20 protein-coding genes and 1 pseudogene are annotated in these 24,310 nt (G+C 66.9%); 10 read left to right on the forward strand and 11 right to left on the reverse strand.

The genetic code is table 11. From position 1 onward, the window contains the following. The first annotated feature begins 408 nt into the window (after positions 1 to 408). The 8 genes from rpmI (at position 409) to lepA (ending at position 9,283) form a co-directional block, all read left to right on the forward strand. A complete protein-coding gene (gene rpmI, locus ULB03_RS04570) occupies positions 409 to 609 on the forward strand; it encodes a 50S ribosomal protein L35 (protein ID WP_004271784.1) in 201 nt (66 codons plus the stop codon). 13 nt (positions 610 to 622) lie between these two features. Next, positions 623 to 985, forward strand: a complete 363-nt coding sequence (gene rplT, locus ULB03_RS04575) for a 50S ribosomal protein L20 (RefSeq protein WP_040843389.1) — start codon at positions 623 to 625, stop codon at positions 983 to 985. Between the two features lie 240 nt (positions 986 to 1,225). Next, positions 1,226 to 2,302: a phenylalanine--tRNA ligase subunit alpha gene (gene pheS / locus ULB03_RS04580; protein ID WP_322482094.1), complete on the forward strand. Its 1,077-nt coding sequence runs from the start codon at positions 1,226 to 1,228 to the stop codon at positions 2,300 to 2,302. Between the two features lie 81 nt (positions 2,303 to 2,383). Then, positions 2,384 to 4,777, forward strand: a complete 2,394-nt coding sequence (gene pheT, locus ULB03_RS04585; protein ID WP_322482095.1) for a phenylalanine--tRNA ligase subunit beta — start codon at positions 2,384 to 2,386, stop codon at positions 4,775 to 4,777. 208 nt (positions 4,778 to 4,985) lie between these two features. Then, positions 4,986 to 6,674 (forward strand): methyl-accepting chemotaxis protein, encoded by a 1,689-nt coding sequence (locus ULB03_RS04590; protein WP_322482096.1) that lies wholly within the window; start codon positions 4,986 to 4,988, stop codon positions 6,672 to 6,674. A 50-nt stretch (positions 6,675 to 6,724) separates the two neighbouring features. Further along, a complete protein-coding gene (locus tag ULB03_RS04595) occupies positions 6,725 to 7,084 on the forward strand; it encodes a type II toxin-antitoxin system RelE/ParE family toxin (RefSeq protein ID WP_322482097.1) in 360 nt (119 codons plus the stop codon). After that, the gene (locus ULB03_RS04600) at positions 7,081 to 7,368 is read left to right on the forward strand and encodes a helix-turn-helix domain-containing protein (protein WP_322482098.1); all 288 of its coding nucleotides are present in this window, start codon (positions 7,081 to 7,083) and stop codon (positions 7,366 to 7,368) included. Before ULB03_RS04595 ends, ULB03_RS04600 begins: the two co-directional genes overlap by 4 nt. A gap of 112 nt (positions 7,369 to 7,480) precedes the next feature. Further along, on the forward strand, positions 7,481 to 9,283 hold the full coding sequence (gene lepA / locus ULB03_RS04605) for a translation elongation factor 4 (protein WP_322482099.1): 1,803 nt from the start codon (positions 7,481 to 7,483) through the stop codon (positions 9,281 to 9,283). A 461-nt stretch (positions 9,284 to 9,744) separates the two neighbouring features. Here the strand turns inward: lepA and ULB03_RS04610 are convergent, their stop codons facing one another. The 7 genes from ULB03_RS04610 to ULB03_RS04640 all read right to left on the reverse strand — a co-directional run bounded on the left by ULB03_RS04610 (position 9,745) and on the right by ULB03_RS04640 (position 18,936). Continuing rightward, on the reverse strand, positions 9,745 to 11,040 hold the full coding sequence (locus tag ULB03_RS04610; RefSeq protein WP_322482100.1) for a hypothetical protein: 1,296 nt from the start codon (positions 11,038 to 11,040) through the stop codon (positions 9,745 to 9,747). Positions 11,041 to 11,304: 264 nt separating this feature from the next. Then, positions 11,305 to 11,586 carry a ribbon-helix-helix domain-containing protein gene (locus ULB03_RS04615; RefSeq protein ID WP_322482101.1) on the reverse strand — a complete coding sequence of 94 codons (282 nt, stop codon included), beginning with the start codon at positions 11,584 to 11,586 and terminating at the stop codon, positions 11,305 to 11,307. 53 nt (positions 11,587 to 11,639) lie between these two features. Continuing rightward, complete coding sequence (locus ULB03_RS04620; protein ID WP_322482102.1) at positions 11,640 to 13,376, reverse strand: sensor histidine kinase; 1,737 nt, start codon at positions 13,374 to 13,376, stop codon at positions 11,640 to 11,642. A gap of 182 nt (positions 13,377 to 13,558) precedes the next feature. Beyond that, complete coding sequence (purH, locus tag ULB03_RS04625) at positions 13,559 to 15,145, reverse strand: bifunctional phosphoribosylaminoimidazolecarboxamide formyltransferase/IMP cyclohydrolase (RefSeq protein WP_322482103.1); 1,587 nt, start codon at positions 15,143 to 15,145, stop codon at positions 13,559 to 13,561. An 81-nt stretch (positions 15,146 to 15,226) separates the two neighbouring features. Beyond that, positions 15,227 to 16,879: a heparinase II/III family protein gene (locus ULB03_RS04630; protein WP_322482104.1), complete on the reverse strand. Its 1,653-nt coding sequence runs from the start codon at positions 16,877 to 16,879 to the stop codon at positions 15,227 to 15,229. A 16-nt stretch (positions 16,880 to 16,895) separates the two neighbouring features. Next, positions 16,896 to 17,576, reverse strand: a complete 681-nt coding sequence (gene rpe / locus ULB03_RS04635; RefSeq protein ID WP_145732724.1) for a ribulose-phosphate 3-epimerase — start codon at positions 17,574 to 17,576, stop codon at positions 16,896 to 16,898. Positions 17,577 to 17,619: 43 nt separating this feature from the next. Beyond that, positions 17,620 to 18,936 carry an RsmB/NOP family class I SAM-dependent RNA methyltransferase gene (locus ULB03_RS04640; RefSeq protein WP_322482105.1) on the reverse strand — a complete coding sequence of 439 codons (1,317 nt, stop codon included), beginning with the start codon at positions 18,934 to 18,936 and terminating at the stop codon, positions 17,620 to 17,622. Positions 18,937 to 19,084: 148 nt separating this feature from the next. On the opposite strand from ULB03_RS04640, the gene ULB03_RS04645 reads away from it, so the two are divergent. Further along, the gene (locus ULB03_RS04645; protein ID WP_322482106.1) at positions 19,085 to 19,294 is read left to right on the forward strand and encodes a DUF1674 domain-containing protein; all 210 of its coding nucleotides are present in this window, start codon (positions 19,085 to 19,087) and stop codon (positions 19,292 to 19,294) included. Between the two features lie 165 nt (positions 19,295 to 19,459). Here ULB03_RS04645 and ULB03_RS04650 read toward each other — a convergent pair whose 3' ends face one another. Together ULB03_RS04650 and ULB03_RS04655 are read right to left on the reverse strand one after the other, a co-directional pair. Next, a complete protein-coding gene (locus ULB03_RS04650; RefSeq protein ID WP_338121715.1) occupies positions 19,460 to 20,041 on the reverse strand; it encodes an ActR/PrrA/RegA family redox response regulator transcription factor in 582 nt (193 codons plus the stop codon). Positions 20,042 to 20,305: 264 nt separating this feature from the next. Then, a complete protein-coding gene (locus ULB03_RS04655) occupies positions 20,306 to 21,679 on the reverse strand; it encodes an ActS/PrrB/RegB family redox-sensitive histidine kinase (protein WP_322482107.1) in 1,374 nt (457 codons plus the stop codon). A gap of 169 nt (positions 21,680 to 21,848) precedes the next feature. Between ULB03_RS04655 and ULB03_RS04660 the strand changes: the two genes are divergently transcribed. Continuing rightward, positions 21,849 to 22,241: a hypothetical protein gene (locus ULB03_RS04660; RefSeq protein ID WP_322482108.1), complete on the forward strand. Its 393-nt coding sequence runs from the start codon at positions 21,849 to 21,851 to the stop codon at positions 22,239 to 22,241. A 620-nt stretch (positions 22,242 to 22,861) separates the two neighbouring features. Here ULB03_RS04660 and ULB03_RS04665 read toward each other — a convergent pair. Both ULB03_RS04665 and ULB03_RS04670 read right to left on the reverse strand, forming a co-directional pair. Next, complete coding sequence (locus ULB03_RS04665) at positions 22,862 to 23,059, reverse strand: hypothetical protein (RefSeq protein WP_322482109.1); 198 nt, start codon at positions 23,057 to 23,059, stop codon at positions 22,862 to 22,864. Between the two features lie 595 nt (positions 23,060 to 23,654). Then, positions 23,655 to 24,116, reverse strand: a pseudogene (locus ULB03_RS04670) (transposase); the annotation flags it as partial. Between the last annotated feature and the right edge of the window lie 194 nt (positions 24,117 to 24,310).

Raw genomic sequence — 24,310 nt, forward strand, 5'->3', positions numbered from 1 at the left:
AGCCTCCAATGCCATCCTAGGCGGAACGGCCATTGGCCTCACGGCGCCAAGGCCTTACCCAATTCTCGCGCGTCCTGGCTGGCTTTGGGTTAAGTCCGGGCGTTATTGGATCGCTTTTCGCCAATCGCCCCGGCCCGCCATTTTGGCGGTTTTTTACGAAATGGCGGACATCCCCGGCCGGCTTTGACGGCCGCCCCGCAGTTTTGAAGGGCGGCCCCCACACTCATGCAGGCGTTCCGCCGCGCTCGGCCCTTGCCATGAGACCGCACCCCGTGTACAAACCGCGCTTCATTTTGGCGGCGAGGCCGGGCCGAAAGGTCCAGGGCATGCCCACCCGCTCAAATGAATCCACCGCCGTCCCCCCACGGTCATCCCCAAGGGGCGGTTATTCTTTCGTGAGGAACCAAAATGCCCAAGCTGAAGAATCACAGCGGGACGAAGAAGCGGTTCAAGCTGACCGCCTCCGGTCTCGTTCGCGCCCAGGCCGCCGGCAAGCGCCACGGCATGCGCAAGCGTCCGCAGAAGATGAAGCGGAACGCCCGCGGCATGATGACCCTGTCCAAGCAGGACGGTATCATCATCACCAAGAATTTCATCCGGGTACCGTAAGGAGGGCTGAACCATGGCTCGCGTTAAGCGGGGCGTGACCACCCACGCCCGTCACAAGAAGATCCTGAAGCTGGCCAAGGGCTACCGGGGTCGTTCCAACAACTGCTTCCGTATCGCGATCGAGAAGGTCGAGAAGGCGCTGCGTTACGCCTATCGCGACCGTCGCGCCAAGAAGCGTAACTTCCGCGCCCTGTGGATCCAGCGCATCAACGCCGGTGCCCGCATCCACGGCCTGACCTACAGCCAGTTCATGCACGGCCTGAAGCGCGCCGCCATCGACGTTGACCGCAAGGTCCTCGCCGACATCGCCGCGCGCGAGCCGGAGGCGTTTAAGGTCCTGGTCGATCAAGCCCAGGCCGCTCTCAAGGCCGCTTGATCCTACCCGGATCAACGGTACTGATAAGAAGGGGAGCAGGCCCGGCGGGCCCGCTCCCCTTTTTTATTTCCTCAAACGCCGGGCGCCCGCATCCGCGGGCTTGGCTTCCTCGCTCCGCCCTGCGGTACTCGCTGCGGGGCCGGCAGTCGCCGGCCATTACGGCACGAGTCAAAGCCTGGTGCCGTTGATAGTATCGCCCCGAGTTTGCCCCCACTGCCCCCGAGAAGACGGATCGTCGCGATGAACATCCTCGACAGCCTCAAGGCCGACCTGCTGGCCGCCGCTGCCGCCGCCCCCGACCTGGCCGCCCTGGAAGAGGTGCGGGTGGACGCCCTGGGCAAGAAGGGCCGCATCACCGGCCTGATGAAGGACATGGGATCGCTGACGCCGGATGAACGGCGGGAACGCGGCCAGGCCCTGAACGCCGTGAAGGAAGAGATCAGCCAGGCGCTGGACGCCCGCCGCCAGGTGCTGAAGGCCGAGGCGCTGGCGCAGAAGCTGGAGGCGGAGCGCATCGACGTCAGCCTGCCGGCCCGCCCCGAGGTCGAGGGCCGCGTCCACCCCATCAGCCAGACGGTGGAGGAGATGATCGCCATCTTCGCCGACATGGGCTTCACCGTGGCGGAAGGGCCGGACATCGAGACCGACTTCAACAACTTCACCGCCCTGAACATCCCGCCGGAGCACCCCGCCCGGCAGATGCACGACACCTTCTACCTGCCCAACGGGCCGGACGGGGGCACCCGCGTGCTGCGCACCCACACCAGCCCGGTGCAGATCCGCACCATGCTGGCGGGGGAACCGCCCATCCGCATCATCGCGCCCGGCCGCACCTACCGGTCCGACTACGACCAGACCCACACCCCCATGTTCCACCAGATCGAAGGCCTGGTGATCGGGGAGAATATCCACATGGGCCACCTGAAGGGCACGCTGCTGGAGTTCTGCCGCGCCTTCTTCCAGGTGGACGACCTGCCGCTGCGCTTCCGCCCCAGTTTCTTCCCCTTCACCGAACCGTCGGCGGAGGTGGATATCGGCTGCTCCCGCAAGGGCGGTGAGCTGAAGCTGGGCAACCATGGCGACTGGCTGGAGATCCTGGGCTGCGGCATGGTCCACCCCAAGGTGCTGGAGAACTGCGGCATCGACAGCACCCGCTGGCAAGGCTTCGCCTTCGGCATGGGCATCGAGCGCGTGGCCATGCTGAAGTACGGCATCCCCGACCTGCGCACCTTCTTCGAGGCCGACCTGCGCTGGCTGAAGCACTACGGCTTCGTGCCGCTGGACGTGCCCAGCCTGGCGCAAGGCCTGACCCGCTAACGGGCCTAGCCCGATAACCCATCCCAAGAGCGGCAGCCGGCTTTAAACGCCAGGCGCCCACCCGAAGAACGGCAGGTAGCGATGAAGTTCACCCTTTCCTGGCTGAAGCAGCACCTTGAAACCGACGCCCCGCTGGACGTCATCACCGACAAGCTGACCGCCCTGGGCCTGGAGGTCGAGGGCGTGGAGGATACCGGCAAGGCGCTGGCGCCCTTCGTCATCGCCAAGGTGCTGTCGGCGGAGAAGCACCCCAACGCCGACAAGCTGCGCGTCGCCATGGTCGACACCGGCAAGGGCGAGCCCATCCAGGTGGTGTGCGGCGCCCCCAACTGCCGCGCCGGCATCACCGTGGTGTTCGCCAGCCCCGGCGCCGTCATCCCCGCGACCGGCGACACCCTGAAGGTGGGCGCCATCCGGGGTGTGGAGAGCCGGGGCATGCTGTGCTCCGAGCGTGAGCTGAACCTGTCGGATGAGCACAACGGCATCATCGAGTTGCCGGAAGAGGCGCCGGTGGGCGCCAGCTTCGCCGCCTGGCGCAAGCTGGACGACGCGGTCATCGAGATCTCGCTGACCCCAGACCGCGTGGACTGCGCCGGTGTCCACGGCATCGCCCGGGACTTGGCGGCGGCGGGCGTCGGCACGCTGAAACCCCTGGACACCGCGCCCGTGCCCGGCGTCTTCCCCGCCCCGGTCAAGGTGGCGCTGGAAACGGCGACCTGCCCGCAGTTCGCCGCCCGCGTGGTGCGGGGCGTGCGCAACGGCCCCAGCCCGCAGTGGCTGCAGGACAAGCTGGCCGCCGTGGGCCTGCGCCCCATCTCCGCCCTGGTGGACATCACCAACCTGATGACCCTGGACCAGGTGCGCCCGCTGCATGTCTTCGACGCCGCCAAGGTCCAGGGCGACCTGACCGTGCGCGACAGCCAGGCGGGTGAGACCCTGTTGGCCCTGAACGGCAAGGAATACACCCTGCCCGCCGGCCTGGCCGTCATCGCCGATGCCAGCGGCGCCGTCCTGTCCCTGGGCGGCGTCATGGGCGGGGAGAGCACCGGCGTGTCGGAGACGACCACCGACGTCATCATCGAATCCGCCCTGTTCGAGCCCGCCAAGGTGGCGGAGGCCGGCCGCGCCCTGCAGATCGACAGCGATGCCCGCTACCGCTTCGAGCGCGGCGTGGACCCGGCCAGCGTCATCAGCGGCATCGAGCAGGCGACCCGCCTGGTGCTGGAGATCTGCGGCGGCGAGGCCGGGGAGGTCTTCGTGGCCGGTGCCGAACCCGCCTGGCGCCGTCCCCTGACCCTGCGCCCTGCCCGCGTGGCCCATCTGGGCGGTGTGGACGTGGCGGAAGCCGACCAGGTGCGCATCCTGAACGCCCTGGGCTTCGAGACCCGCCAGAAGGACGGCCTGATCCATGCGGTGCCGCCGTCCTGGCGCGCCGACGTGCAGGGCGAGGCCGACCTGGTGGAGGAGGTGCTGCGCATCCACGGCTTCGACGCCATCCCCACCACCAGCCTGCCCCGCGACGAAGGCCTGCCCAAGGTCGCCGTCACGCCCAAGCAGCGCCGCACCGCCACCGTGCGCCGCCTGCTGGCCGGCCGCGGCATGCTGGAGGCCATCACCTGGTCCTTCCTGGCGCCGGAGACGGCCAAGCTGTTCGGCGGTGCGCCGGATGAGCTGGCCCTGCTGAACCCCATCAGCGCCGACCTGGCCATCATGCGCCCGTCGGTGCTGGCCAACCTTGCGGCCGCCGCCGGCCGCAACGCCGCGCGCGGCTATGCCGACCTGGCGCTGTTCGAGGTGGGTCCCGCCTTCCGCGACGGCAGCGAGAAGGGGCAGGACCTGGTGGCCGCCGGCGTGCGTGCCGGCCTGGCCGTGGCCCGCCACTGGGCCAAGGGCACCCGCCCCGTGGACGCCTATGACGCCAAGGCCGACGCCATCGCCGCGCTGGAGGCCGCCGGCGCTCCCACGGCCAATCTGGTCGTCTCCACCGACGCGCCCGGCTGGTACCACCCGGGCCGCTCCGGCTGCCTGCGGCTGGGCCCCACCGTGCTGGCCCGCTTCGGCGAACTGCACCCGGCGGTGCTGGAGGCCTTGGACCTGACGGGCCCGCTGGTGGCGTTCGAGGTGTTTCTGGACCTGATCCCCACCCCGAAGAAAAAGGGCGGGACGGAGAAGCCGAAGCTGGAGCTGTCGGCCTTCCAGCCCATCAGCCGCGACTTCGCCTTCGTGGTGGAGGCCGGCGTGGAGGCCGACCGCCTGATCCGCGCCGCCAAGGGGGCCGACAAGGCCCTGATCACCGGCGTGCAGCTGTTCGACGTCTACCAGGGCCCCGGAGTCGAAACCGGCTTCAAGTCCATCGCCTTGTCGGTCACGCTGCAACCGGTGGACAAGACCCTGACGGACGCGGAAATCGAGGCCGTGGCCGCCAAAGTCGTCGCCGCCGTCACCAAGACGACAGGCGCCGTGTTGCGCGGTTGACACAGAGCCGGCAAGGCCGCAGTAGGCGCCCCCTGGGGTTCGGGGGCGCCTTTCTTTCCCGGTCAATTTATTGTGAATTTTAGGCGCCCGAACCCTCTTGCGCCCTTTCCTTCCCCGCCGCTTACTATCCTTCCAACGATAAAAAGCGGACACTGACGCCAAGGCTGGGACGCCAAGGCTGGCGTCATCCTCGGGGAGGAGAGGCTGTATGAAGTTCTTCCGGGACCTGCCCATCATCCAGAAGCTGCTGCTGCCCCTGATCCTGATGGGGTTGGTGACGCTGGGCACCTCGCTGTACACCCTGTCGCAGATGAACACGGGCGCGGTCCAGTACCAGCACCTGCTGCATGGCGAGGCGGAAGCCCTGAAGGCCATCGACCGCGCCAATGGCGCCGCCGCCAACATCGGCCGCATCAGCTACATGATGGTGGCCGAGACCGACAAGTTCATCATCGACAGCATGAAGGATGAGATCGGGCAGCAGGCCGGCGACCTGGCCAAGTACCTGGACAGCGTCGCCAGGCTGAACCCGGGAACCAAGGACGACCTGGCCATGGCCAGGGACGAGTTCAAGGCCATGATGAAGTTCGCGGAACAGGCGCGCGAACAAATGCTGGCGGGCAATACCAAGGCCGGCGCCGCCACCCTGACCGACGAATTCGACATCCGCCTGTCCAAGCTGCTGGACCGGCTGGCCGTCATCACCAAGGCGGTGGACGAGAACCTGGCCAAGGGCGAAGCGGCCGCCAAGGCCCGCAATGACCGCACCTATTGGGTGACCCTGGCGGCCGGCCTGTCCGGCGCCGTCGTGGTCATGGCGCTGGCGCTGTGGATCGCCTGGGCCGGCGTGTCGCGGCCGCTGAAACGCATCGTCGACACCATGACCGCCCTGGCCGACGGCGACCAGACGGTGGAGGTGCGGGCGACCGAGCGGCGGGACGAGATCGGCGCCACCGTCCGCGCCTTGCGCATCTTCCAAAGCGCGATGGTGGAGGCCGACACCCTGCGCCATGAGCAGGAGACGCTGAAGGCCCAGGCGCAGGCCGAGCGCCACGCCGCCCTGGCCCACCTGGCCGACGAGTTCGAGGCCAGCATGAACCAGGTGGTGGAAGGAGTGGCCGGTGCGGCGGACCGCATGCAGGGCAACGCCAAGGGCCTGTCCGCCATCGCGGAGCAGACCAACCACCAGACCCTGGCGGTCGCGGGCGCGGCGGAGGCCGCGGCCGGCAACGTCAACACCGTGGCGGCGGCGGCCGAGCAACTGTCCGCCAGCATCCAGGAGATCGGCCGGCGGGTCGAGGAATCCTCGCAGATCGCCCAGAACGCGGTGGTGGAGGCGGAACGCAGCAACCATACGGTCAGCGGCCTGGTGGAGGCGGCGCGCAAGATCGGCGACGTGGTGCGCCTGATCAGCGACATCGCCAGCCAGACCAACCTGCTGGCGCTGAACGCCACCATCGAGGCGGCGCGCGCCGGCGAGGCGGGCAAGGGCTTCGCCGTGGTCGCCAGCGAGGTGAAGACCCTGGCCACCCAGACCGCCAAGGCGACGGAAGAGATCAGCGCCCAGATCGGCGAGATCCAGGCGGTGGCCGGCAATGCCGCCGGCGCCATCCACGGCGTCAGCGGCACCATCGGCCGCATCAGCGACATCGTCACCACCATCGCCGCCGCGGTGGAGCAGCAGGGGGCCGCCACCACCGAGATCGCCAGCAGCGTGGCCCAGGCCGCGGCCGGCACCTCCGACGTGTCCAGCACCATCGGCCAAGTCACCCGCGCCGCCAGCGAAACCGGCACCATGGCGACCGACGTGCTGCACGCCGCCCAAGACCTGGTCACCCAGTCCGACCATCTGCGCCACCAGGTGGCGGGCTTCGTGGCCAAGGTACGGGCGGGGTAGAATTATACGCCATTGACGTATAGTCGTTCCGTGCCTAGATCTGGAGACGCATGAGCGAGCGGCTTCATACCGTCGTGGAAACACCGCAGTACTTGCGGGATGCTGCCGGTGCTGGATTAAGCGAGGCGGAACGCAAAGGCATCGTGGACATCGTGGCAATGTCTCCCCGCCAGGGTGTGGAGATCCAGGGATCGGGCGGTGTGCGCAAGTTTCGGGTCGCTGGACGGGGCAAGGGCAAGAGCGGCGGCTACCGGGTCATCTCAGCCTATTTTGGCCCAGACATTCCGGTTTATCTTTTGGCCCTGCTTTCCAAAGGGGAACGCGGCAACTTCTCGGACGCCGAAATCGCGGGGTTCAAGGCCGTAACGACGCTCATCGCTCGATATTGGCGGGAGAGGGTGAGGAAATGAGCACTGCGGCTGACCGCATCTTGCGCGGACTTGAGGAGGCTTTGGCCCACGCCAAGGGAGACTCTGTTCCAGATCTGGTCGTGCATGTCCCGGAAACTGTCGATGTGGCGGAAGTCCGGCGACGGACTGGCCTGTCCCAAACCGCCTTCTCGCGCCGCATCGGCGTTTCGCCGGCGACGTTGCGGAATTGGGAACAGGGACGCAGGGCACCTGAGGGCCCGGCCCGCGTGCTGCTGGCGATGCTGAACCGCAATCCCCACATCGTTGAGGAAACGCTGGCCTGACCTGCCAGCGATATTCCGCCCCCACCCGCACATGAACGCCCCGCCAACCCCGCGGTTGCGCCAGGACGCGGGGCATCCTATGGTCGCGGGAATTTTCCCAGACCGGCCCGTCATGACCGACCTTTCGCACATCCGCAATTTCTCCATCATCGCCCATATCGACCACGGCAAATCGACCCTGGCCGATCGCCTGATCCAGTATTGCGGCGGCTTGGACGCCCGCGAGATGCGCGAGCAGGTGCTCGACAGCATGGATATCGAGCGTGAGCGCGGCATCACCATCAAGGCGCAGACCGTGCGCCTGACCTATAAGGCCGATGATGGGCAGACCTATCAGCTGAACCTGATGGACACGCCCGGCCACGTCGACTTCGCCTATGAGGTCTCGCGTTCCCTGGCGGCGTGCGAGGGCTCGCTGCTGGTGGTCGACGCCTCGCAGGGGGTGGAGGCGCAGACGCTGGCCAATGTCTACCAGGCCATCGACCACAACCATGAAATCGTCCCGGTCCTGAACAAGATCGACCTGCCGGCGGCCGAACCCGACCGCATCAAGCAGCAGATCGAGGATGTGATCGGCCTGGACGCCAGCGACGCCGTCATGATCTCGGCCAAGACCGGCCTGAACATCAAGGACGTGCTGGAGGCCATCGTCACCCGCCTGCCGCCGCCCAAGGGCGACCTGGACGCGCCCCTGAAGGCCCTGGTGGTCGACAGCTGGTACGACCCCTACCTGGGCGTGGTCATCCTGGTGCGCGTCGTGGATGGCGAGCTGAAGGTGGGCCAGAAGATCCGCATGATGGCCACGGGCGCCGCGAAGGAAGCCGACCGCGTCGGCCACTTCACGCCCAAGGCCGTGCAGTCGGGCCGCCTGGGGCCGGGCGAGATGGGCTTCATCACCGCCGGCATCAAGGACATCCGCGAAACCAAGGTGGGCGACACCATCACCGAGGACCGCCGCCCGGCGGCCGAGCCGCTGGAAGGCTTCAAGCCCAGCGTGCCCGTGGTGTTCTGCGGCCTGTTCCCCACCGACGCCGCCGAGTTCGAGCACTTGCGCGAGAGCCTGGGCAAGCTGGCCCTGAACGACGCCAGCTTCCAGTTCGAGGCGGAAACGTCGGCGGCCCTGGGCTTCGGTTTCCGCTGTGGCTTCCTGGGCCTGCTGCACCTGGAGATCATCCAGGAGCGGCTGGAGCGCGAGTTCAACCTGGACCTGATCACGACAGCGCCCAGCGTCATCTACAAGATGCACATGACCGACAAGTCGGTCATCGACATGCACAACCCGGCCGACATGCCGGACCCCATCCGCATCGACCACATCGACGAGCCGTGGATCCGCGCCACCATCATGTTGCCCGACGAGTATCTGGGCGGCATCCTGGCGCTGTGCACCGAGCGGCGCGGCCAGCAGATCGACCTGACCTATGTCGGCGGACGCGCCATGCTGGTCTACAGGCTGCCGCTGAACGAAGTGGTGTTCGACTTCTATGACCGGCTGAAGTCCATCAGCCGCGGCTACGCCAGCTTCGACTACCAGATGGACGGGTACGAGACCGGCGACCTGGTCAAGATGTCCATCCTGGTGAACGCCGAGCCGGTGGACGCCCTGTCGACCATCGTCCACCGCAGCCAGGCGGAGCACCGCGGCCGCCTGCTGTGCGAGCGGCTGAAGGAGCTGATCCCCCGCCAGCTGTTCAAGATCGCCGTGCAGGCCTCCATCGGCAGCCGCGTCATCGCCCGCGAGACCATCAGCGCCATGCGCAAGGACGTGCTGGCCAAGTGCTACGGCGGCGACATCAGCCGCAAGCGCAAGCTGCTGGACAAGCAGAAGGAAGGCAAGAAGCGCATGCGGCAGTTCGGCGAGGTCGAAATCCCGCAGAGCGCCTTCATCGCCGCCCTCAAGATGGGCGACGGCTGATCACCATCCTCAAGGTTCGATTACCACGCCGGCCGCCCCCACAACGGGCGGCCGGTTCGCGTTGTGCGCCCAGCATGGGCGCGTTCTTGAGGGTGAGAGTTCCTCCGTGAGCTGGTCACAGTGAACGAAGAGAAGCGCAACTGCCTGTGGATGTGGAAGGTACTGCGTCAGATGCACGCGGTAGCGGGGCGGTCGAGGAATGGTAAGGTGAAGCCTTGCCTGACCCCGGCAGCGACGAAACCGACCGCCCGCCACAAGATCAAGCAGACATGGGGCAACCTCACCCCCTCGAACCGCCCGGTGCGGACCCGCATGCCGGGTGGTGTGGGGGATAGCGGCGCGGTGGGACGTGGCCCCCGACAGCGCCGGGAAAACCTGCGGTGCGACCGGATGTGGTCGCTGAAGCGCCACGATGCGGGCGTGGCAGAAACCGGATCCACCCCGCCCGCACCGTGCGGTGGTCAGCCGACGTTCTGAATGCCGCTATTGTCATACGGCATCAGGGCAGCGCGGTAGCCGACCCGGCCATTGTTGGCATCAAAGCAGTAATCATAATTAGCCAGCACATTGATGCCGGTATTGACGAAGAATACCGCAGCATCCGGTGATTTTTCCTGCAGGGGCAGGATGACGCTCGGGGCCATTTTGGTTGAACCGATGGCAGGAAAGGCACTTACCTCAATCACCGTGGCATCGCTGTTCTTTTCGGCAGGGGGGAGGGCCAAGGTGAGTTTACCGAAGTGGAAACTGTAGCTCATGATCGGCTCGCCCGATGCATCGGGATTCGGTACTGTGATGCTGAGGGTTTGACCGAGGAGATTGCTCTCAGTCCAGCCGTAGCCGCTGGTCCAGCCGGTCACTTTGCCACCATTTCCGCCGGGCGGAATCCGGATCATCATGCAGTCCACGCCGGTATCCATCAGGGCCGGAATGGAGAATGAGCTGCCACCATTATATTGGGTTAAGGTCGCCTGATAATCGGGCGTGGCATAATATGGCGCATTCTGAGGCAGCGTGATGTGCTTGTTAAGTTGGGACGACAACTGCAGGAAATTGAATTTGGCCAAGTCATTCGCGTCGATGCCTACCGTTACGGCAGCATTGATCATGCTGGTGATGACATAGTTTGCCGGAACAGTTCCATTGGCCATCCCGACGATGTTCAGGAGCGGGTTCGACAGGACAGCCTGATCCCCATCCAAAAGGACAGGCTGATCCGCCCCCATAAGACGGGTTTCATGCACTTCCGGCACGCAGTTGGGATAGGCAGTTGCAGCCGCCATTGCCTTGTTGTCAGCACGGCCGAACCCTATGCCGCACATGCCCGGATTGCCCTTGTCCGTTCCCAGGACATAGACCCAGCCAGTCTGCAAATTCGGTCCGCCAATTGTCTCAAACGCAACAGATTCAATGGCGTAGATATGTCCAGCGACAACGTCACCACTCGGTTCATATGTCATATGGAACGGGCGGGCAGGAATAGCCCAAGAATAAAGGTTCCCAGCGGGATCATGGAATAAGCTGGCCGGTAGAACAATGCCGCAAGAGCCGGTGTCGATCTGCACCCTGTGCGTGGTGCCATCCGGCAGAATCACCGTAGAAAAAATAGCATTACGGCCCTCACCCTGCGAATAGAATTTGCCGAACGTGGCAAGAGTAGTGCCACTTTCGTAGGTGTAAGCGACATGCTGGTCTGGAACCTCTCCATATGGTATCTTTTCATTGGTGATTTCTGGAATGTTTCTATTATCGGTCATTTGATGATCTCCAATATAGGCGTTGTAATTTTTCTAAAGCATCTTTTGTGCCAAGAGAAAACTCTAACATTTCTGTGAGATTTTTGCACAAAACCGCACCGGATAATGAGTGTCGGGCATGTCCGACATGTCCGTCCCGGTTCTGCCCCTCCAATTATTCGAAACATTGCCATTACTAGCGCCGAGTGCAGGTCCCGTAAGGCGGCGCAGCCGGCCTTTAGCTCCGCTGAGCGGCCACCGCCATACGGACCTTGAGCATAGTCATCAGCGCTCGCCGGCTGCTTCACGACCCAAATTGGCGATGTAATCTTCCAGGTTCGCATCGCTTTCCAGCAGGGCAAACCGGCCCTCCGCCAAATCACGCAGGCCGGTATCCACAGCGTCGCTCAACGCCTTCAGCTTGGCGGCGTGTTCTTCTTCCTGCTGTTCGACCAGCCGCAGGCCGGCACGCAGGACCTCGCTGGCGTTCTGACAGCAGCCATACCGCGCCAGGGTCTCGATGGCCCGCTCATGATGATCGGTCAGCGCCACGTTGCGCGTCGGCATGGGTTCCCTTCTGCGATAGGGGCGCGGCTGAAAGCCTGATCCCCATTGGCATACTATGCCAGCGGGAAGCGCAACGTGAACCGGGTGCCGGGCGCGCCATCTTCGTAACGGAAGCTGCCCCGCAACTGGCGGGTAAAGGCGTCGATCAGCAGTAGGCCGAGGCTCTTGCGTCCCGCCCGGGCGGTGGCGTCCGGCATGCCGACGCCGTCGTCGGTCACGGTCAGCACACCCTCCGCCCCTTCCCGGCGCAAGGTGATGGACAGGGCGCCGCCCCGCCCGCCGGGATAGGCGTGCTTGAAGGCGTTGGACAGCACCTCGTTCAACACCAGGGTGACGGGCACAGAAGCCGTCAGGTCCGTCGCCAGCGGCTCCACCGCCAGCGCCAGGGTCACGCGGCGCGGCTCATCCGCCGCAGTCCCCTCCCCTTGGTGGATGTTGTCGATCTCGCGCGCCAGGGCCGTGATCACGCGGTCCAACGGCACCACGTCGACGTCCGACGCGCGGTGGAGCTGTTCGTGCAGGATCCCCATGGCCTGGATGCGGCGCAGGGCATCGCCCAGCACCGGGCGCAGCGTGGGGTTCATGCTGGCCTGAAGCTGCAACAGGCTGGAGACGACCTGCAGGTTGTTCTTCACCCGGTGATGGGTGTCGCGCAGCAGCATCTCCCGCTCCGCCAAGGCCTTGTCCAGGTGGCGGGTGCGGTCGGCCACCCGCGCCTCCAGCACGGTGTTGGCCTGGCGCAGGATGCGGTCGGCGCGCACGAGGTCGCGGGACCGGCGCATGGCGATCCAGGCCACCAGCATCAGCGCCAGCGAGGCCGGCACGGCCACGGCGGCGTAGATCAGGGCCCGGCCTTCCCATTCGCTGGCGATGCTGTCCGTGGTGATGCCGTAGACGACATACAGCGGCAGGTTGGGTACCTTGCGGCGGGCGCACAGGCGCTGCACGCCATCGATGGGCGAGGTCAGGATGAAGGTGCCGGCGGCATCCGCCGGCGCCTGGATGAAACCGGGATAGGAACCCTGCTGCAGGCTGTCGTCCGACGCGGCGGGTTCCCGCAGCAGCAGGGCGCCATCCTCCCGGATCAGCAGCATGGTCTTGGGCTCACCGGCGAAGAGCGACCGGTAGAAGGAAATGAAATAGTCCGGCCTCAGCGACAACTGGGCCACGCCGTTGAACCGCCCGTCCAGCGTCTGCATGCGCTGGCTGATGGGCAGGAAGGGCTGGCCGGACAGGCGGCCGCGCAGCTGCTGGCCGATATAGATGCCGGCGCCGGGCTTCAGCTGGGCGCGGAAATACTCCCGATCGCTGACATCCAGCGCCGGCGTCGGCCACTGCATGGTGTTGACGCGGACGATGCCGGTGGGGTCGACCACCCACACGCCCTCCAGCTCCGGCGAAGCCTGCCAAATCTCGCGCAGCCGGTCATAGAAGCGGCTGTCGCCGGCGATTTCCTTCCAGCCGGCGTCATCCACCAGGCGCTCGACATACCGCAGGCTGGCGGCGTGGATGCTGAAGATCTTGCCCGCGTGCTCTTCCAGCACATGGGTCACGTCCACCACCTGGTCGCGGGCGTCATCCCAGACGCGGCGGTGGTGGTCCCAGGCGGCCCAGGCGAAGACCAGCAGGGTCAGGACCAGGCTCATGAGCAGCAAGGCCGCCACGGGCCGGCCAGCGGACGGGATCAGGGGAACGGCGGCGGGCGCGACATCCCCCGGCGGATCGCCGGCGGCGGGTGCCGGATGGGGGACGCCTGCCGGAATGGCATGGTCTGGCGCGGAGGCGATCATACGGGCGGCCCAGTCCTTATTGGCCCGGGCGTCTGCACCCCATCGCAGCCCCGGGCTTACCCCTCAGATCCTCGCCATCCCTGAACGACCGTCCCCCAAGAACCGCCCATCTGGGCGAAAAAGGGGAAAGCCGACGATGGCCGATGCCTTGATACGGACCATCGCCGGCATTCCTACGCCCGTCAGTGACGGAAATGACGCATCCCGGTAAATACCATGGCCAGGCCACGCTCGTCCGCCGCGTCGATCACCTCTTGGTCACGCATGGAGCCGCCGGGCTGGATGACGGCGGTGACACCGGCCTCCGCCGCGGCGATCAGCCCGTCGGCGAAGGGGAAGAAGGCGTCGGACGCCACGACGCTGCCCTTGGTGCCCGGCTCGGACAGGCCCGCGGCCTCCGCCGCCTCACGGCTCTTGATGGCGGCGATGCGGCTGCTGTCGACTCGGCTCATCTGGCCGGCGCCGATGCCCACGGTGGCCAGGTCCTTGGCATAGACGATGGCGTTGGACTTCACGTGCTTGCCCACGCGGAAGGCGAACAGCAGGTCGGCCAGTTCCTTCGGCGTCGGGCCGCGCTTGGTCACCACCTTCAGGTTGGCCGGCAGGACACGGCCGTCGTCCCGGCTCTGCGCCAGGAAGCCGCCAGCCACGGTCTTGATCAGGGTGCCGGCCTGGGCCGGGTTGGGCAGGTCGCCGGTCAGCAGCACGCGCAGGTTCTTCTTGGACGCCAGCACGGCGCGGGCCGCCTCGTCCGCGTCGGGGGCGATCACCACCTCGGCGAACAGCCGGGATATGGCCTCGGCCGTCACGGCATCGAGCGTGCGGTTGGCGGCGATGATGCCGCCGAAGGCGGAGACGGGGTCGCAGGCCAGCGCGCGGGCATAGGCGCTGGGCAGGTCATCGCCCTCGGCCACGCCGCAGGGGTTGGCGTGCTTGATGATGGCGATGGCCGGACGGTCGAACTCGGCCACCAGCTCGAACGCCGCGTCGGTGTCGTTCAGGTTGTTGTAGGACAGCTCCTTGCCCTGCAGCTGGGTGGCGGTGGCGATGCCGGGGCGGCGCTCCCCCGTCACGTAGAAGGCGGCCGTCTGGTGCGGGTTCTCGCCATAGCGCAGGGTCTGGCGCAGGGTGCCGGACACGGTCACGCTCTCCGGCCAGGTCTGGCCCAGGCGGTTGGCGAACCAGGCGCCGATGGCGGCGTCATAGGCGCCGGTGCGGGCATAGGCCTTGGCGGCCAGGCGGCGGCGCAGGTCCAGCGTGGTCTGGCCGTCATGGGCGGCCAGCTCCGCCAGCAGGGGGGCATAGTCGGACGGGTCGGTCACCACCGCCACGAAGTCGTGGTTCTTGGCCGCACCCCGGATCAGGCTGGGGCCACCGATGTCGATGTTCTCGATGCAGGTCTCGAAATCCGCGCCCTTCGCCACCGTGGCCTCGAAGGGGTAGAGGTTCACCACCACCAGGTCGATGCCGGGGATGTCATGGGCGTTCATGGCCGCCACATGCCCCTCGTCATCGCGGCGGGCCAGGATGCCACCATGGATGCGCGGGTGCAGGGTCTTCACCCGGCCATCCATCATCTCGGGGAAACCGGTGTGGTCGCCCACCTCGGTCACGGGCACGCCGGCCTCGGCCAGGCGCTGGGCGGAACCGCCGGTGGACAGGATATGCACGCCGCGCGCGGCCAGGGCCTGGCCCAGCTCGATCAAGCCGGTCTTGTCGGACACGGAGATGAGGGCGCGGCGCAGGGGAACGAGATCGGGGCTGGTCATGATGGCAATCCGGCTTGGATGGATTTGGGAATGAGAAAGCCCGGCAAACGCCGGGCTCAGGGAAAACTTAGACAGGAGGGATCAGGGGTCGGCGCCCTCGGCCTTCTTCTCGCGGCGCAGCGCCCACTTCACGGTGGCGCCGCCGGGGGCGGTCTGGCCGCGCACGGTGACCTGCAGAGTGCCGCGCGGCTCGGGCCCGTCGCCCAGGTAGACGCTTTCCTCCAGCCCCACCTCGCCGCCCGACAGGCGCAGGCGCCAGCCGGCGCCCGACGGCAGGCGCAGCAGCACGCCGTCGCCGCCTTGGGACAGGCTGGCATGGACACCGGGATGCAGGTGGAAGCGCAGGGTGTAGGACTGGCCGCCCGATCCGCCCTCAAGCCTGTCCTCGCCCCGCAGGTCCTCCCCGCTCTCGGCGAGGTACAGGCGGCGATGATGAATCAGGCCGAAGGCGTCGCGGTATCCATCGTGCGCGGCCTCGACCAGCACGGCGCCACCGGTTTCCCGCCGCTTGGCCTCGACGGGGTGCGGACGGCGGCCCAGGCCGCCATCCTCCCGCACCGAGGCGGAGTTGGTGTCCGCCACCACCAGGGTGGAGTGGGCGGCGGTGGAGGCGAGCGCGCCGCGCCACGCGCCAGTTTCCGAGGGATGGCCACCGCAATTGACGATCAGCCGTTCCCGTCCCACGCTCATTTCGAACGACAGGGTGCCGGCGTGGGCGCGGGCGTCCAGGCCCGCGGGCGGTGGCGCGCCGGCGTCGAACAGCACACAGGTGCGGCCCGCCGCCAAGCGTTCAAACCCCACATGGGGGGCGGACCGCAGGGGCCGGCCGCGCGCGTCCGCCTGGCTCAGCACCGTGTCGATGAAGGCCGGGTCTTCCGCGCACCCGCCATTGAACAGGGCGAGACCGCCATCGCCATGGCGGAAGAAGCGCAGGGTGGGGGTCAGCCGGTCGATGGTGTGCTGCAGGGCGTCGGGCATGTCGGCCCGGGCGGCGCGCAGCACCCCCCGGATGTCGATGAGGTGGCGCAGCACCTGCAATTGCAGCGATGGGCTGCGCTGCACATGGCCGCCGTCGGCCATGACTTGGCGCGCCAGCTCGCGGTTCAGCAGCCACAGCGCCCGCTGGGCGGTGCGCACGCGGCCCGGCAGGCACAGGCCGCCATAGATCATGCCCTTGATGCCCAGGATCAGGTCGACGCCGCGCAGGCGGCCGGGCACCAGGCGGGCCAGGTGGCGCAACTGGCGGGCCAGGCTGTCGAAGACGCGGGCGCGCAGGCCGTCGTCGGCGCTGGCCAGGAAGAAATCGTGGGCGCCGATCCAGGCGGCGATGCGTTGGGCCGTCACCTCCGGCGCCCAGGCGACGGCGTGCCAGGAGGAGAAGCCGTCCAGCCAGCTGGTGACCAGCACGCGGGCCTGGCGCCGGGCGGCGTCGCCGCCCACGGCCTTCAGGTGCCGCAGCCAGTCGAACCCGTGCAGGGCGGTCAGCCAGGCGGACCCGGCGGACAGGTCCAGCCAGGGCGGCAGGTCGGCCTGGCGCTCCTCCCCCGCGAAGGCGAAGCGGCCGGCCAGCAGCGCCTCACCCAGGCGGGGGTCGCCTGGCCACGGATCGGCCGGCACCACGCCCAGCGCCTGGGGCGCGCGGCTTTTCAGCAGCACGCCGTACAGCGGCGTCCGGTAGACCAGCGCGCCGGGGCCGGCGCGGAACCGTCTCATGCCGGAAGTGACACGGGCCATGCGCCGTTCGACCCCTTTAGACCAGCGGGCCGCGCAGGCGGCGGATATTGTCGGCGTAGGCATCCGGGCCGCCCTGGAAGGTAGCGGTGCCGGCCACCAGCACGTCGGCACCGGCGGCGATGGCCACGGGCGCCATCTCGGCGTTGATGCCGCCGTCGACCTCCAGGTCGATGACACGGGAGGTGCCGGCGGTCACCGCGTCGATGCGCTGGCGGATGGCCCGGATCTTGTCCTTCTGGCTGTTGATGAAGGACTGGCCGCCGAAGCCGGGGTTGACCGACATGACCAGGATCATGTCGACGTCGTCCATGATGTAGTCCAGCACCGAAATGGGCGTCGCCGGGTTCAGCGCCACGCCCGCCTTCTTGCCCAGGCTGCGGATCAACTGCAGGGTGCGGTGGGTGTGGGCACCAGCCTCGGGATGCACGGTGATGATGTCGGCGCCGGCCTTGGCGAAGGCGGCGACGAAATTGTCCACCGGGCTGATCATCAGGTGCACATCGAACACCTTGGCCGAGTGCGGTCGCAGGGCCTGCACCACCATGGGGCCGATGGTCAGGTTGGGCACGAAATGCCCGTCCATGACGTCGATGTGGATATAGTCGGCGCCGGCAGCGTCCACGGCCCGAACCTCCGCGCCCAGGTTGGCGAAGTCGGCCGACAGGATGGAGGGGGCGATGCGTACCGGCTGCTGCATGGTGACTATGGTTCCTATCAACTAAGGGCTGTTTTGCCAACCGCTAGGCGGTGCGGCGCAGGCGGGTCATGAAGAATCCGTCGAGGCCGCCCAGTTCGGCCCAGTGGCCGGGCGTGGTGCGCACGTCGCCACTGTCGGTCACCAGCGGGGCGAGCGCGGTGGCGTCCGCCTGCGGATCGTACGCCAAGTCGACCGGGATGACGGGTTCCACCATCACGTCCAGGCGGCGCGACAGCAGCTTGGACAACTGCTCCTCGCCTTCCTCCGGCTGAAGGGAGCAGGTGCAGTAGACCACCAGGCCACCGGGCTTCACCATGTCGATGGCGCGGTCCAGCAGGCGGCGCTGCACGCCCGACAGGCGGCCCACGTCCTCCGGTGTCTTCAGGCGCGCCACGTCGGGGTGGCGGCGGATGGTGCCGGTGGCGCTGCACGGCGCGTCCAGCAGCACGGCGTCCACCGCTTCGTCCGGCTGCCACTTGGTGGCGTCGGCCACCGCCGTGGCGACCGACAGGCCCAGGCGTTCCATGTTGCGCGACAGCCGGTCCAGCCGGGGGGCGGAGCGGTCGACCGCCGTGACCTTGGCGCCGGCGGCGGCCAATTGGGCGGTCTTGCCGCCCGGGGCCGCGCACAGGTCGATGACGGTCAGGCCGGCGACGTCGCCCAGCAGGCGGGCGGGCAGCGCGGCGGCGGCATCCTGCACCCACCAGGCGCCCTCATTGAAGCCCGGCAGCTCGGTGACCGATCCGCCGGTGGCGCGGCGCAGGGTGCCGGTGGGCAGCACCGTCGCCTCCAGCCGTTCCGCCCAGGCGTGCGGGTCGCCCTTCACCGAGATGTCCAGCGGCGCCTCGACCAGATGGGCGTCGACGATGGCGCGGGTGTGGCCGGTGCCGTAATGCTGGCGCCAGGACAGCCACAGCCAGTCCGGCGTGTTCAGGCGGCCGGCGTCCTGGGCGGCCAGCAGGTCGGCGCCCTCGCGCGCCAGGCGGCGCAGCACGGCGTTGATCAGGCCCTTCATGCCGGCCAGGCCCTTGGCCACGGCCAGTTCCACGCCGGTGTCCACGGCGGCGTGGGCGGGGGTGCCCAGGAACAGCAATTGGGCGGCGGAAACGCGCAGGATGTCCAGCACGCCGGCCTTGGGCAGGTCCGGCCGGGCCAGCAGCGACAGGACCACGGCGTCGATCTGGCCCAGGCGGCGGATGACGGTGGCGGTCAGCAGGCGGACGAAGGCGCGGTCGCGCGGCTCCAGCGCCGGCAATCCCCGGTGCTGATCCAATGCGTCATCCAGCGGCACGCGGCGGCGCAGCACGCTTTCCAGGAGATCCAGGACCACCCGGCGGGCGGCCAACGTTTCGGTATTCATGGGGGCGGGGTGTACCCTGGAAAAAGCCCGCTGTCACCGGCCCCTTTCGGCCACCCGCCCCCCGTTTCCGGCATGGATTTGGATAGGAAAGGCTGACACCTGGCAAAAGCCCTTGGCGTCGGTGGACGCCGGGGCCAATTATACCCCCATGAGCAAGCTGCCCCCCCTGCCCCAGCCCAAGGCCCCCGTCTTCAAAACCCACGTGGTGCCCACGGCGTCGGTGCCCGAGCCCGCCCCCGAAGCCGTCAAGGCCGAGGCCGCGAAACCCGAACCCGTGCGCGAGATCGGCGGCCCCACCGGCCCTGAACCCACCCGCTACGGCGACTGGGAACGCAAGGGCCGCTGCAGCGATTTTTGAAGAAGCGGTGCGGCGGGGCCAAGGCTGGCACCGCCCAGCGCCGGAGGAGCGTCAGCGACTAGCCCGCGACTGCGGGCGCCGGAGCCTTTTGGGGAGCGTCAGCGGACCGAAAGGCGAGGATAGCCAAGGGGCCGGATGGCCCCGCTGGCGCTTGAGGAAAAAGACTTAAGTCCTGGGCGCGTGCTTGTTCAGGATGCGCTGCAGGGTGCGGCGGTGCATCTTCAGGCGGCGCGCGGTTTCCGAGACGTTGCGGTCGCACTGCTCGAACACCCGCTGGATGTGTTCCCAGCGCACGCGGTCGGCGGACATGGGGTGTTCCGGCGGCGGCGGCAGGGGGCCATCGGTCAGCAGGGCCGCCTCAACCGCGTCGGCGTCGGCCGGCTTGGGCAGGTAGTCCACGGCGCCGGCCTTCACGGCGGCGACGGCGGTGGCGATGTTGCCGTAGCCGGTCAGCATGACGATGCGCGCCTCGGGCCGGGCGTCGCGCAGGGCCTTCACCACATCCAGGCCACTGCCGTCGGCCAGCCGCAGGTCGACCACGGCGTAGCGCGGGGCGGCCTCCTGCGCCACCTCGACCCCCACCGCGACGCTGTCCACCGCCACCACGTCGAAGCCGCGCTTTTCCAGCGCGCGGGCCAGGCGGATGCGGAAGGGGGCGTCATCGTCCACAACCAACAGGCTGCGCGACGCGTCCCCGGTGAAGCCGAGGCGCATGGGATCGATCACGTCACCGGTCTCAACGCTCATCTCTCGAAAACCCCTTATTTTCCGGCCGTGCTGGTGGACGGTTGCAAAGCTACGAATGACCTTTTTACGCCGCCGGGGACGGATTGCCTGCGATTTCGACACGCGGCAAAAGGACGCCCCGTTATGCCGGAATAGATGGACACGCGATTGTGGCCATCCAAGGGCGGTAATACGCAGGGCGCCCGCCCGCGTCGCTTCCCCATCCCTTTGGCCTGTCTTCGCACCGTCCGCCGCCGGTCTTGCGGCTCATCTCAATCGCCCGGCTCAGTCGCCCGGCTGCGGCCCGCTCCAGTTCACGGTGACCTGGGCGCCGGCCCCCACGGGGGTGCTGCCCGGCCGGCCGTTGGCATAGGAGACGATGGCGCCGGTGCGTTCCAGCAGGATCTGGGCGATGAACAGGCCCAGCCCCATGGTGCCGCCCCCGCCCACGCGCACGGGCACCTGCTCCAGCCGTTCATCCCGGTCGGAGACATAGGGCTCCCCCAACCGTTCCAGCAGGCTGACCGGGAAGCCGGGGCCGTCGTCCGCGACCGTTAGCACCAGGGCGGAGGGGTCGCAATGCAGGGTCACGTCCACCCGGGTGGTGGCGAACTGCATGGCGTTCTGGATGATGTTGCCCAGCCCGTGCTGCAGTTCCGGCGACAAGGGCAGGGGGGACGGCGCCCCCTCCTCAGCCCCGGTGACGGTGATGTCCAGGGTCACGTCCGCCCGCCGGTGCGGCGCGGCCACCGCCTCGATGACCTGCACGGGCCCCAGGGGGGCATAGGGCTCCATCTCCCCCTCCGCGTCCGGGCGGCGGGCCAGGTCGGCCAGGATGACGCGGCAGCGGTCGGACTGGCTTTGCAGCAGTTGGATATCCTCCAGCCACGGGCTGTCGGGCGGCATGTCGCGGGCCAGCTCCTTGGCCACCACCGCGATGGTGCCCAGCGGGCTGCCCAGCTCATGGGCCGCCGCCGCCGCCAGGGCACCCAGGGCCGACGCCTTCTGGGCGCGGGCCAGCGACACCTGGCTGGCGATCAGGGCCTGGGACAGGTCGCGGCCGGACTGCGCCACCTTGTAGACGTAGGTCGCGATGAAAATGGCGGCCAGGGTGAGCGCCGCCCAGATGCCGGCCAGATAGATGGGCGGCAGGGTGACGCCGTTGCTGGCCGGCCAGGACAGGGGCATGGCCAACGCCCACAGCAGGGTGAGGCAGGCGGTGGTCAGCGCGGTCAGGCCCGTGACCAGCCGGCGCGCCAGCATGCTGGCCCCCACCATCAGCGGCGCCAGGACCAGGACGGCGAAGGGATTCTCCAGGCCGCCGGTCAGCATGAGCAACACGGTGAGCTGCACGGTGTCGTAGCCCAGGAAGGCGACGGCGCCCCATTCGGTCAGGAAGGGGCTGCGGCGCCGGCGCGCGACGGCATACAGGTTGATCAGCAGCGACACCGCCGTCACCGCCAGGGCGGGCAGCAGCGGAATGTCGACGCCGACCAAATCCTCCACCGTCAGCAGGGTGATGGTCTGGCCGGCGATGGCGATCCAGCGGATGGTGTTGAGGGTGCGCAGGTTGATGCGCGCCGCCGCCCAACGCCCGCCCCCCGGCCGCGCCTCATCCGGGCTGTCGCCCACACCTGCTGTCCACGCCTGCCGCGTCATCGTACCGACCGTCCCCCGAGCTCAAGGTCGCCTGGATTAAGCAGCGGCAACCATGCCGGGCGTCAAGCGATTGCGCATCGGGCCAAGGCGTCGCACCCGCGCAGGCCCTTGCCCCGGGGCGCACGGCATTGATAATGACGGCGGGATGCCACCCGGTGGAGAAAGTTCCTTGGACAGCCAGCGCAAATTCGCGGTGCAGAAGCCCCAGGGCAAGAAGTGGGAAACCCTGGCCCTGGTCGACAGCCTGTCGGCGGGCAAGCGGGAGTTCAGCGAAGCGGTGCGCAGCCACGGGCGCGGCTACGTCCGCCTGATCCAGGTGGATTTCGAGAGCGAGGACGCGCTGTCCAATTACGACTGGCGCCTGGTGGAACTGCACGACCCCTACAAGGGCACGGGCCGGCCCAAGCCCACGGTCGTCGCGGGCTCGGAACGCCCCGCCAAGCCCAAGAAGGACAAGGGCCCCGGCGAAAAGGTGGCCATCCCCATCCGTACCTGGATGCTGGCCTGCCTGGTAGCGGTGGCCGTGGGCGTCATGTGGGTGCTGACGTATCACCGGCCGTGAGACGGCCTTATCTCATCTGGGGTGTAGGCGGTCAGCTCATAGGCAGACGAACGGTGGGTCGCGAGGCCAGCCCCAGCGCCGCGGCTAGTCGGCCAAGACCACGGAGGTCGGTGGCGTGAATGGGTCCGATGCGGGCAAGATGGTTAAGACCGCAAATGCCATATTATCACAGACGCTAATAGCTTATTGGTCGGTGCCGTTGTTCATTGCACCGACATCCAGGATCGGGATGGCGCTCCGTCGGGGCCGGCTTCCATCCGCGCCGCGTTCCCGTGGTGGGTGGTGTCTCCGCCCATGGGGCTACCCGGGCGACACATTGGAAACCGCTTTGGCCACCATCGGCGAATGGCCCATGGAGATGAACAAGCGATCCGACACCGCCCAAGGCTTCGTCGTCCTGCACAGGCGATGGGTGGTGGAACGGGCTTTCGCTTGATTGGGCCATAATCACCGTCTCGCCAAGGACTTCGAACGGAGGAACTGACACCGCAACCGCTTGGATCTTCGCTACAAGCATCCAGCTGTTCAGCAGCAGGTTGGCAAAAGCATAAAACTATCCATCCGATTCCGAGCCAGACCCTAAGGAAAGGGGCCATAATTACACGCCATGCCAATCGATTTCATCTCAAGAACGAAAAACCAGCCGCAATTTCGTCAAATATTTTTTCAGCGTCGGCTGAAATACTGGAATCTTCAGCCCTAACAGCGACCTGATAAATTACAGGAGATCTTCCTTTTGTTTTTTTGACAACAATAACTGCCCTCTCATTATACGGCAGGTCGCCATAGGCCGCCGGGCAGGATAGATCAACCAACACACCCAACTCTCCATCAAGGTAATATTTTTCTCTTTTTTTGTTACACAACCGTCACTCTGAGCATCAGCCTCATCATCGCTTGACAGTCTTTCTGTGTAAGATGCGTCAGCCCAAAGGATTATTTTGTCAGTTATGTTAATCCTAAATCCATGATTAGGGTTGGGCGCAGTGGATTGCAAAAGCCCGCGGCTATTTATGGATATAGCAAAACCATAATTATTGTTTTGATATATCTGATTTCCTTTATCGGCAGAAGCAGTCGCGTCGCCACCCATCGCAGAACAACCTGTGACTGCTGTCATTCCCAGAATAGATGTTAGTACGAAAGCGATACACCGCATTTTCCCGCCCACTTTCTAATGTTCAAGATTCTGTTGTAGAGCATGCCAACTTTATGATTGACACTAAAGTAGTTTGGACTAACGGTATTGTGACCTTCATTTTTTAGGCCAGAAAAGAATTTATCAATAGTGCCCGCCCCTCTTATGGAGGGTCCAATTCTATCTATAAAATACTGATTGCCAGGATCGTGTCCCGCAGCGTGGTGTAGCAAGCGCTTGTTCATCGCGTTCTCCGGCTTGCCTGGCCGGGTTTGTCATGCGGCCACGGTGGGCATCAGCATGATGGCGGGATCATCGCCGAGTGGGGCGATGGTCTCAAGGGTCATGTAGCGGGCGCGTTGGACGGCCCATTCATCGTTCTGTTCCAATAGGATGGCGCCGACGAGGCGGGTGATGGCGGCCTCGTTTGGGAATATTCCGACGACCTCGGTGCGGCGCTTGATCTCGCCGTTGAGACGTTCGATGGGATTTGTGCTGTGGATCTTGGCCCGATGCTCCTTGGGGAATGTCATGTAGGCCAGCACATCGTCCTCGGCCTCGTCCAGCAGCGCCGCGAGTTTGGCCACCTTGGGGCGGAGTTGATCGGCCACCTGGCGCCACTGGGCCCTGGCCGCCGCGGCGTCGTTCTGGGCGAACGCTGTGGCGATGAAGGCGGCGACGACGCGCCGGCCGTTCTTGCCGGCGTGGGCCAGGACGTTGCGCATAAAGTGGACGCGGGGGCCGTTGAATATCCCCTCTCAGGCTCAGGCGGGCCGCTGGGCGAATAAGGTGAACGCAGCTCGTGTGTTGTGACGGCGTCGGCGGCACGGGTCAGCGCCGCCCAAAACACGAGCACGGCCGTGGCCAGCCGCTTGAGGTTGATCGCGGCGGCGGGGACTGTCAGGAATTTCGTGCTCGGCGGGGTCATAGT

It is taken from the genome of Nitrospirillum goiasense (assembly GCF_034427435.1).
GTDB lineage: Bacteria > Pseudomonadota > Alphaproteobacteria > Azospirillales > Azospirillaceae > Nitrospirillum.

Bases quoted from the DNA above. Each gene is read 5' to 3' on its own strand.
- rpmI (WP_004271784.1), top strand. From the start codon at position 409: ATGCCCAAGCTGAAGAATCACAGCGGGACGAAGAAGCGGTTCAAGCTG.
- rplT (WP_040843389.1), top strand. From the start codon at position 623: ATGGCTCGCGTTAAGCGGGGCGTGACCACCCACGCCCGTCACAAGAAG.
- pheS (WP_322482094.1), top strand. From the start codon at position 1,226: ATGAACATCCTCGACAGCCTCAAGGCCGACCTGCTGGCCGCCGCTGCC.
- pheT (WP_322482095.1), top strand. From the start codon at position 2,384: ATGAAGTTCACCCTTTCCTGGCTGAAGCAGCACCTTGAAACCGACGCC.
- ULB03_RS04590 (WP_322482096.1), top strand. From the start codon at position 4,986: ATGAAGTTCTTCCGGGACCTGCCCATCATCCAGAAGCTGCTGCTGCCC.
- ULB03_RS04595 (WP_322482097.1), top strand. From the start codon at position 6,725: ATGAGCGAGCGGCTTCATACCGTCGTGGAAACACCGCAGTACTTGCGG.
- ULB03_RS04600 (WP_322482098.1), top strand. From the start codon at position 7,081: ATGAGCACTGCGGCTGACCGCATCTTGCGCGGACTTGAGGAGGCTTTG.
- lepA (WP_322482099.1), top strand. From the start codon at position 7,481: ATGACCGACCTTTCGCACATCCGCAATTTCTCCATCATCGCCCATATC.
- ULB03_RS04610 (WP_322482100.1), bottom strand. From the start codon at position 11,040: ATGACCGATAATAGAAACATTCCAGAAATCACCAATGAAAAGATACCA.
- ULB03_RS04615 (WP_322482101.1), bottom strand. From the start codon at position 11,586: ATGCCGACGCGCAACGTGGCGCTGACCGATCATCATGAGCGGGCCATC.
- ULB03_RS04620 (WP_322482102.1), bottom strand. From the start codon at position 13,376: ATGATCGCCTCCGCGCCAGACCATGCCATTCCGGCAGGCGTCCCCCAT.
- purH (WP_322482103.1), bottom strand. From the start codon at position 15,145: ATGACCAGCCCCGATCTCGTTCCCCTGCGCCGCGCCCTCATCTCCGTG.
- ULB03_RS04630 (WP_322482104.1), bottom strand. From the start codon at position 16,879: ATGGCCCGTGTCACTTCCGGCATGAGACGGTTCCGCGCCGGCCCCGGC.
- rpe (WP_145732724.1), bottom strand. From the start codon at position 17,576: ATGCAGCAGCCGGTACGCATCGCCCCCTCCATCCTGTCGGCCGACTTC.
- ULB03_RS04640 (WP_322482105.1), bottom strand. From the start codon at position 18,936: ATGAATACCGAAACGTTGGCCGCCCGCCGGGTGGTCCTGGATCTCCTG.
- ULB03_RS04645 (WP_322482106.1), top strand. From the start codon at position 19,085: ATGAGCAAGCTGCCCCCCCTGCCCCAGCCCAAGGCCCCCGTCTTCAAA.
- ULB03_RS04650 (WP_338121715.1), bottom strand. From the start codon at position 20,041: ATGAGCGTTGAGACCGGTGACGTGATCGATCCCATGCGCCTCGGCTTC.
- ULB03_RS04655 (WP_322482107.1), bottom strand. From the start codon at position 21,679: ATGACGCGGCAGGCGTGGACAGCAGGTGTGGGCGACAGCCCGGATGAG.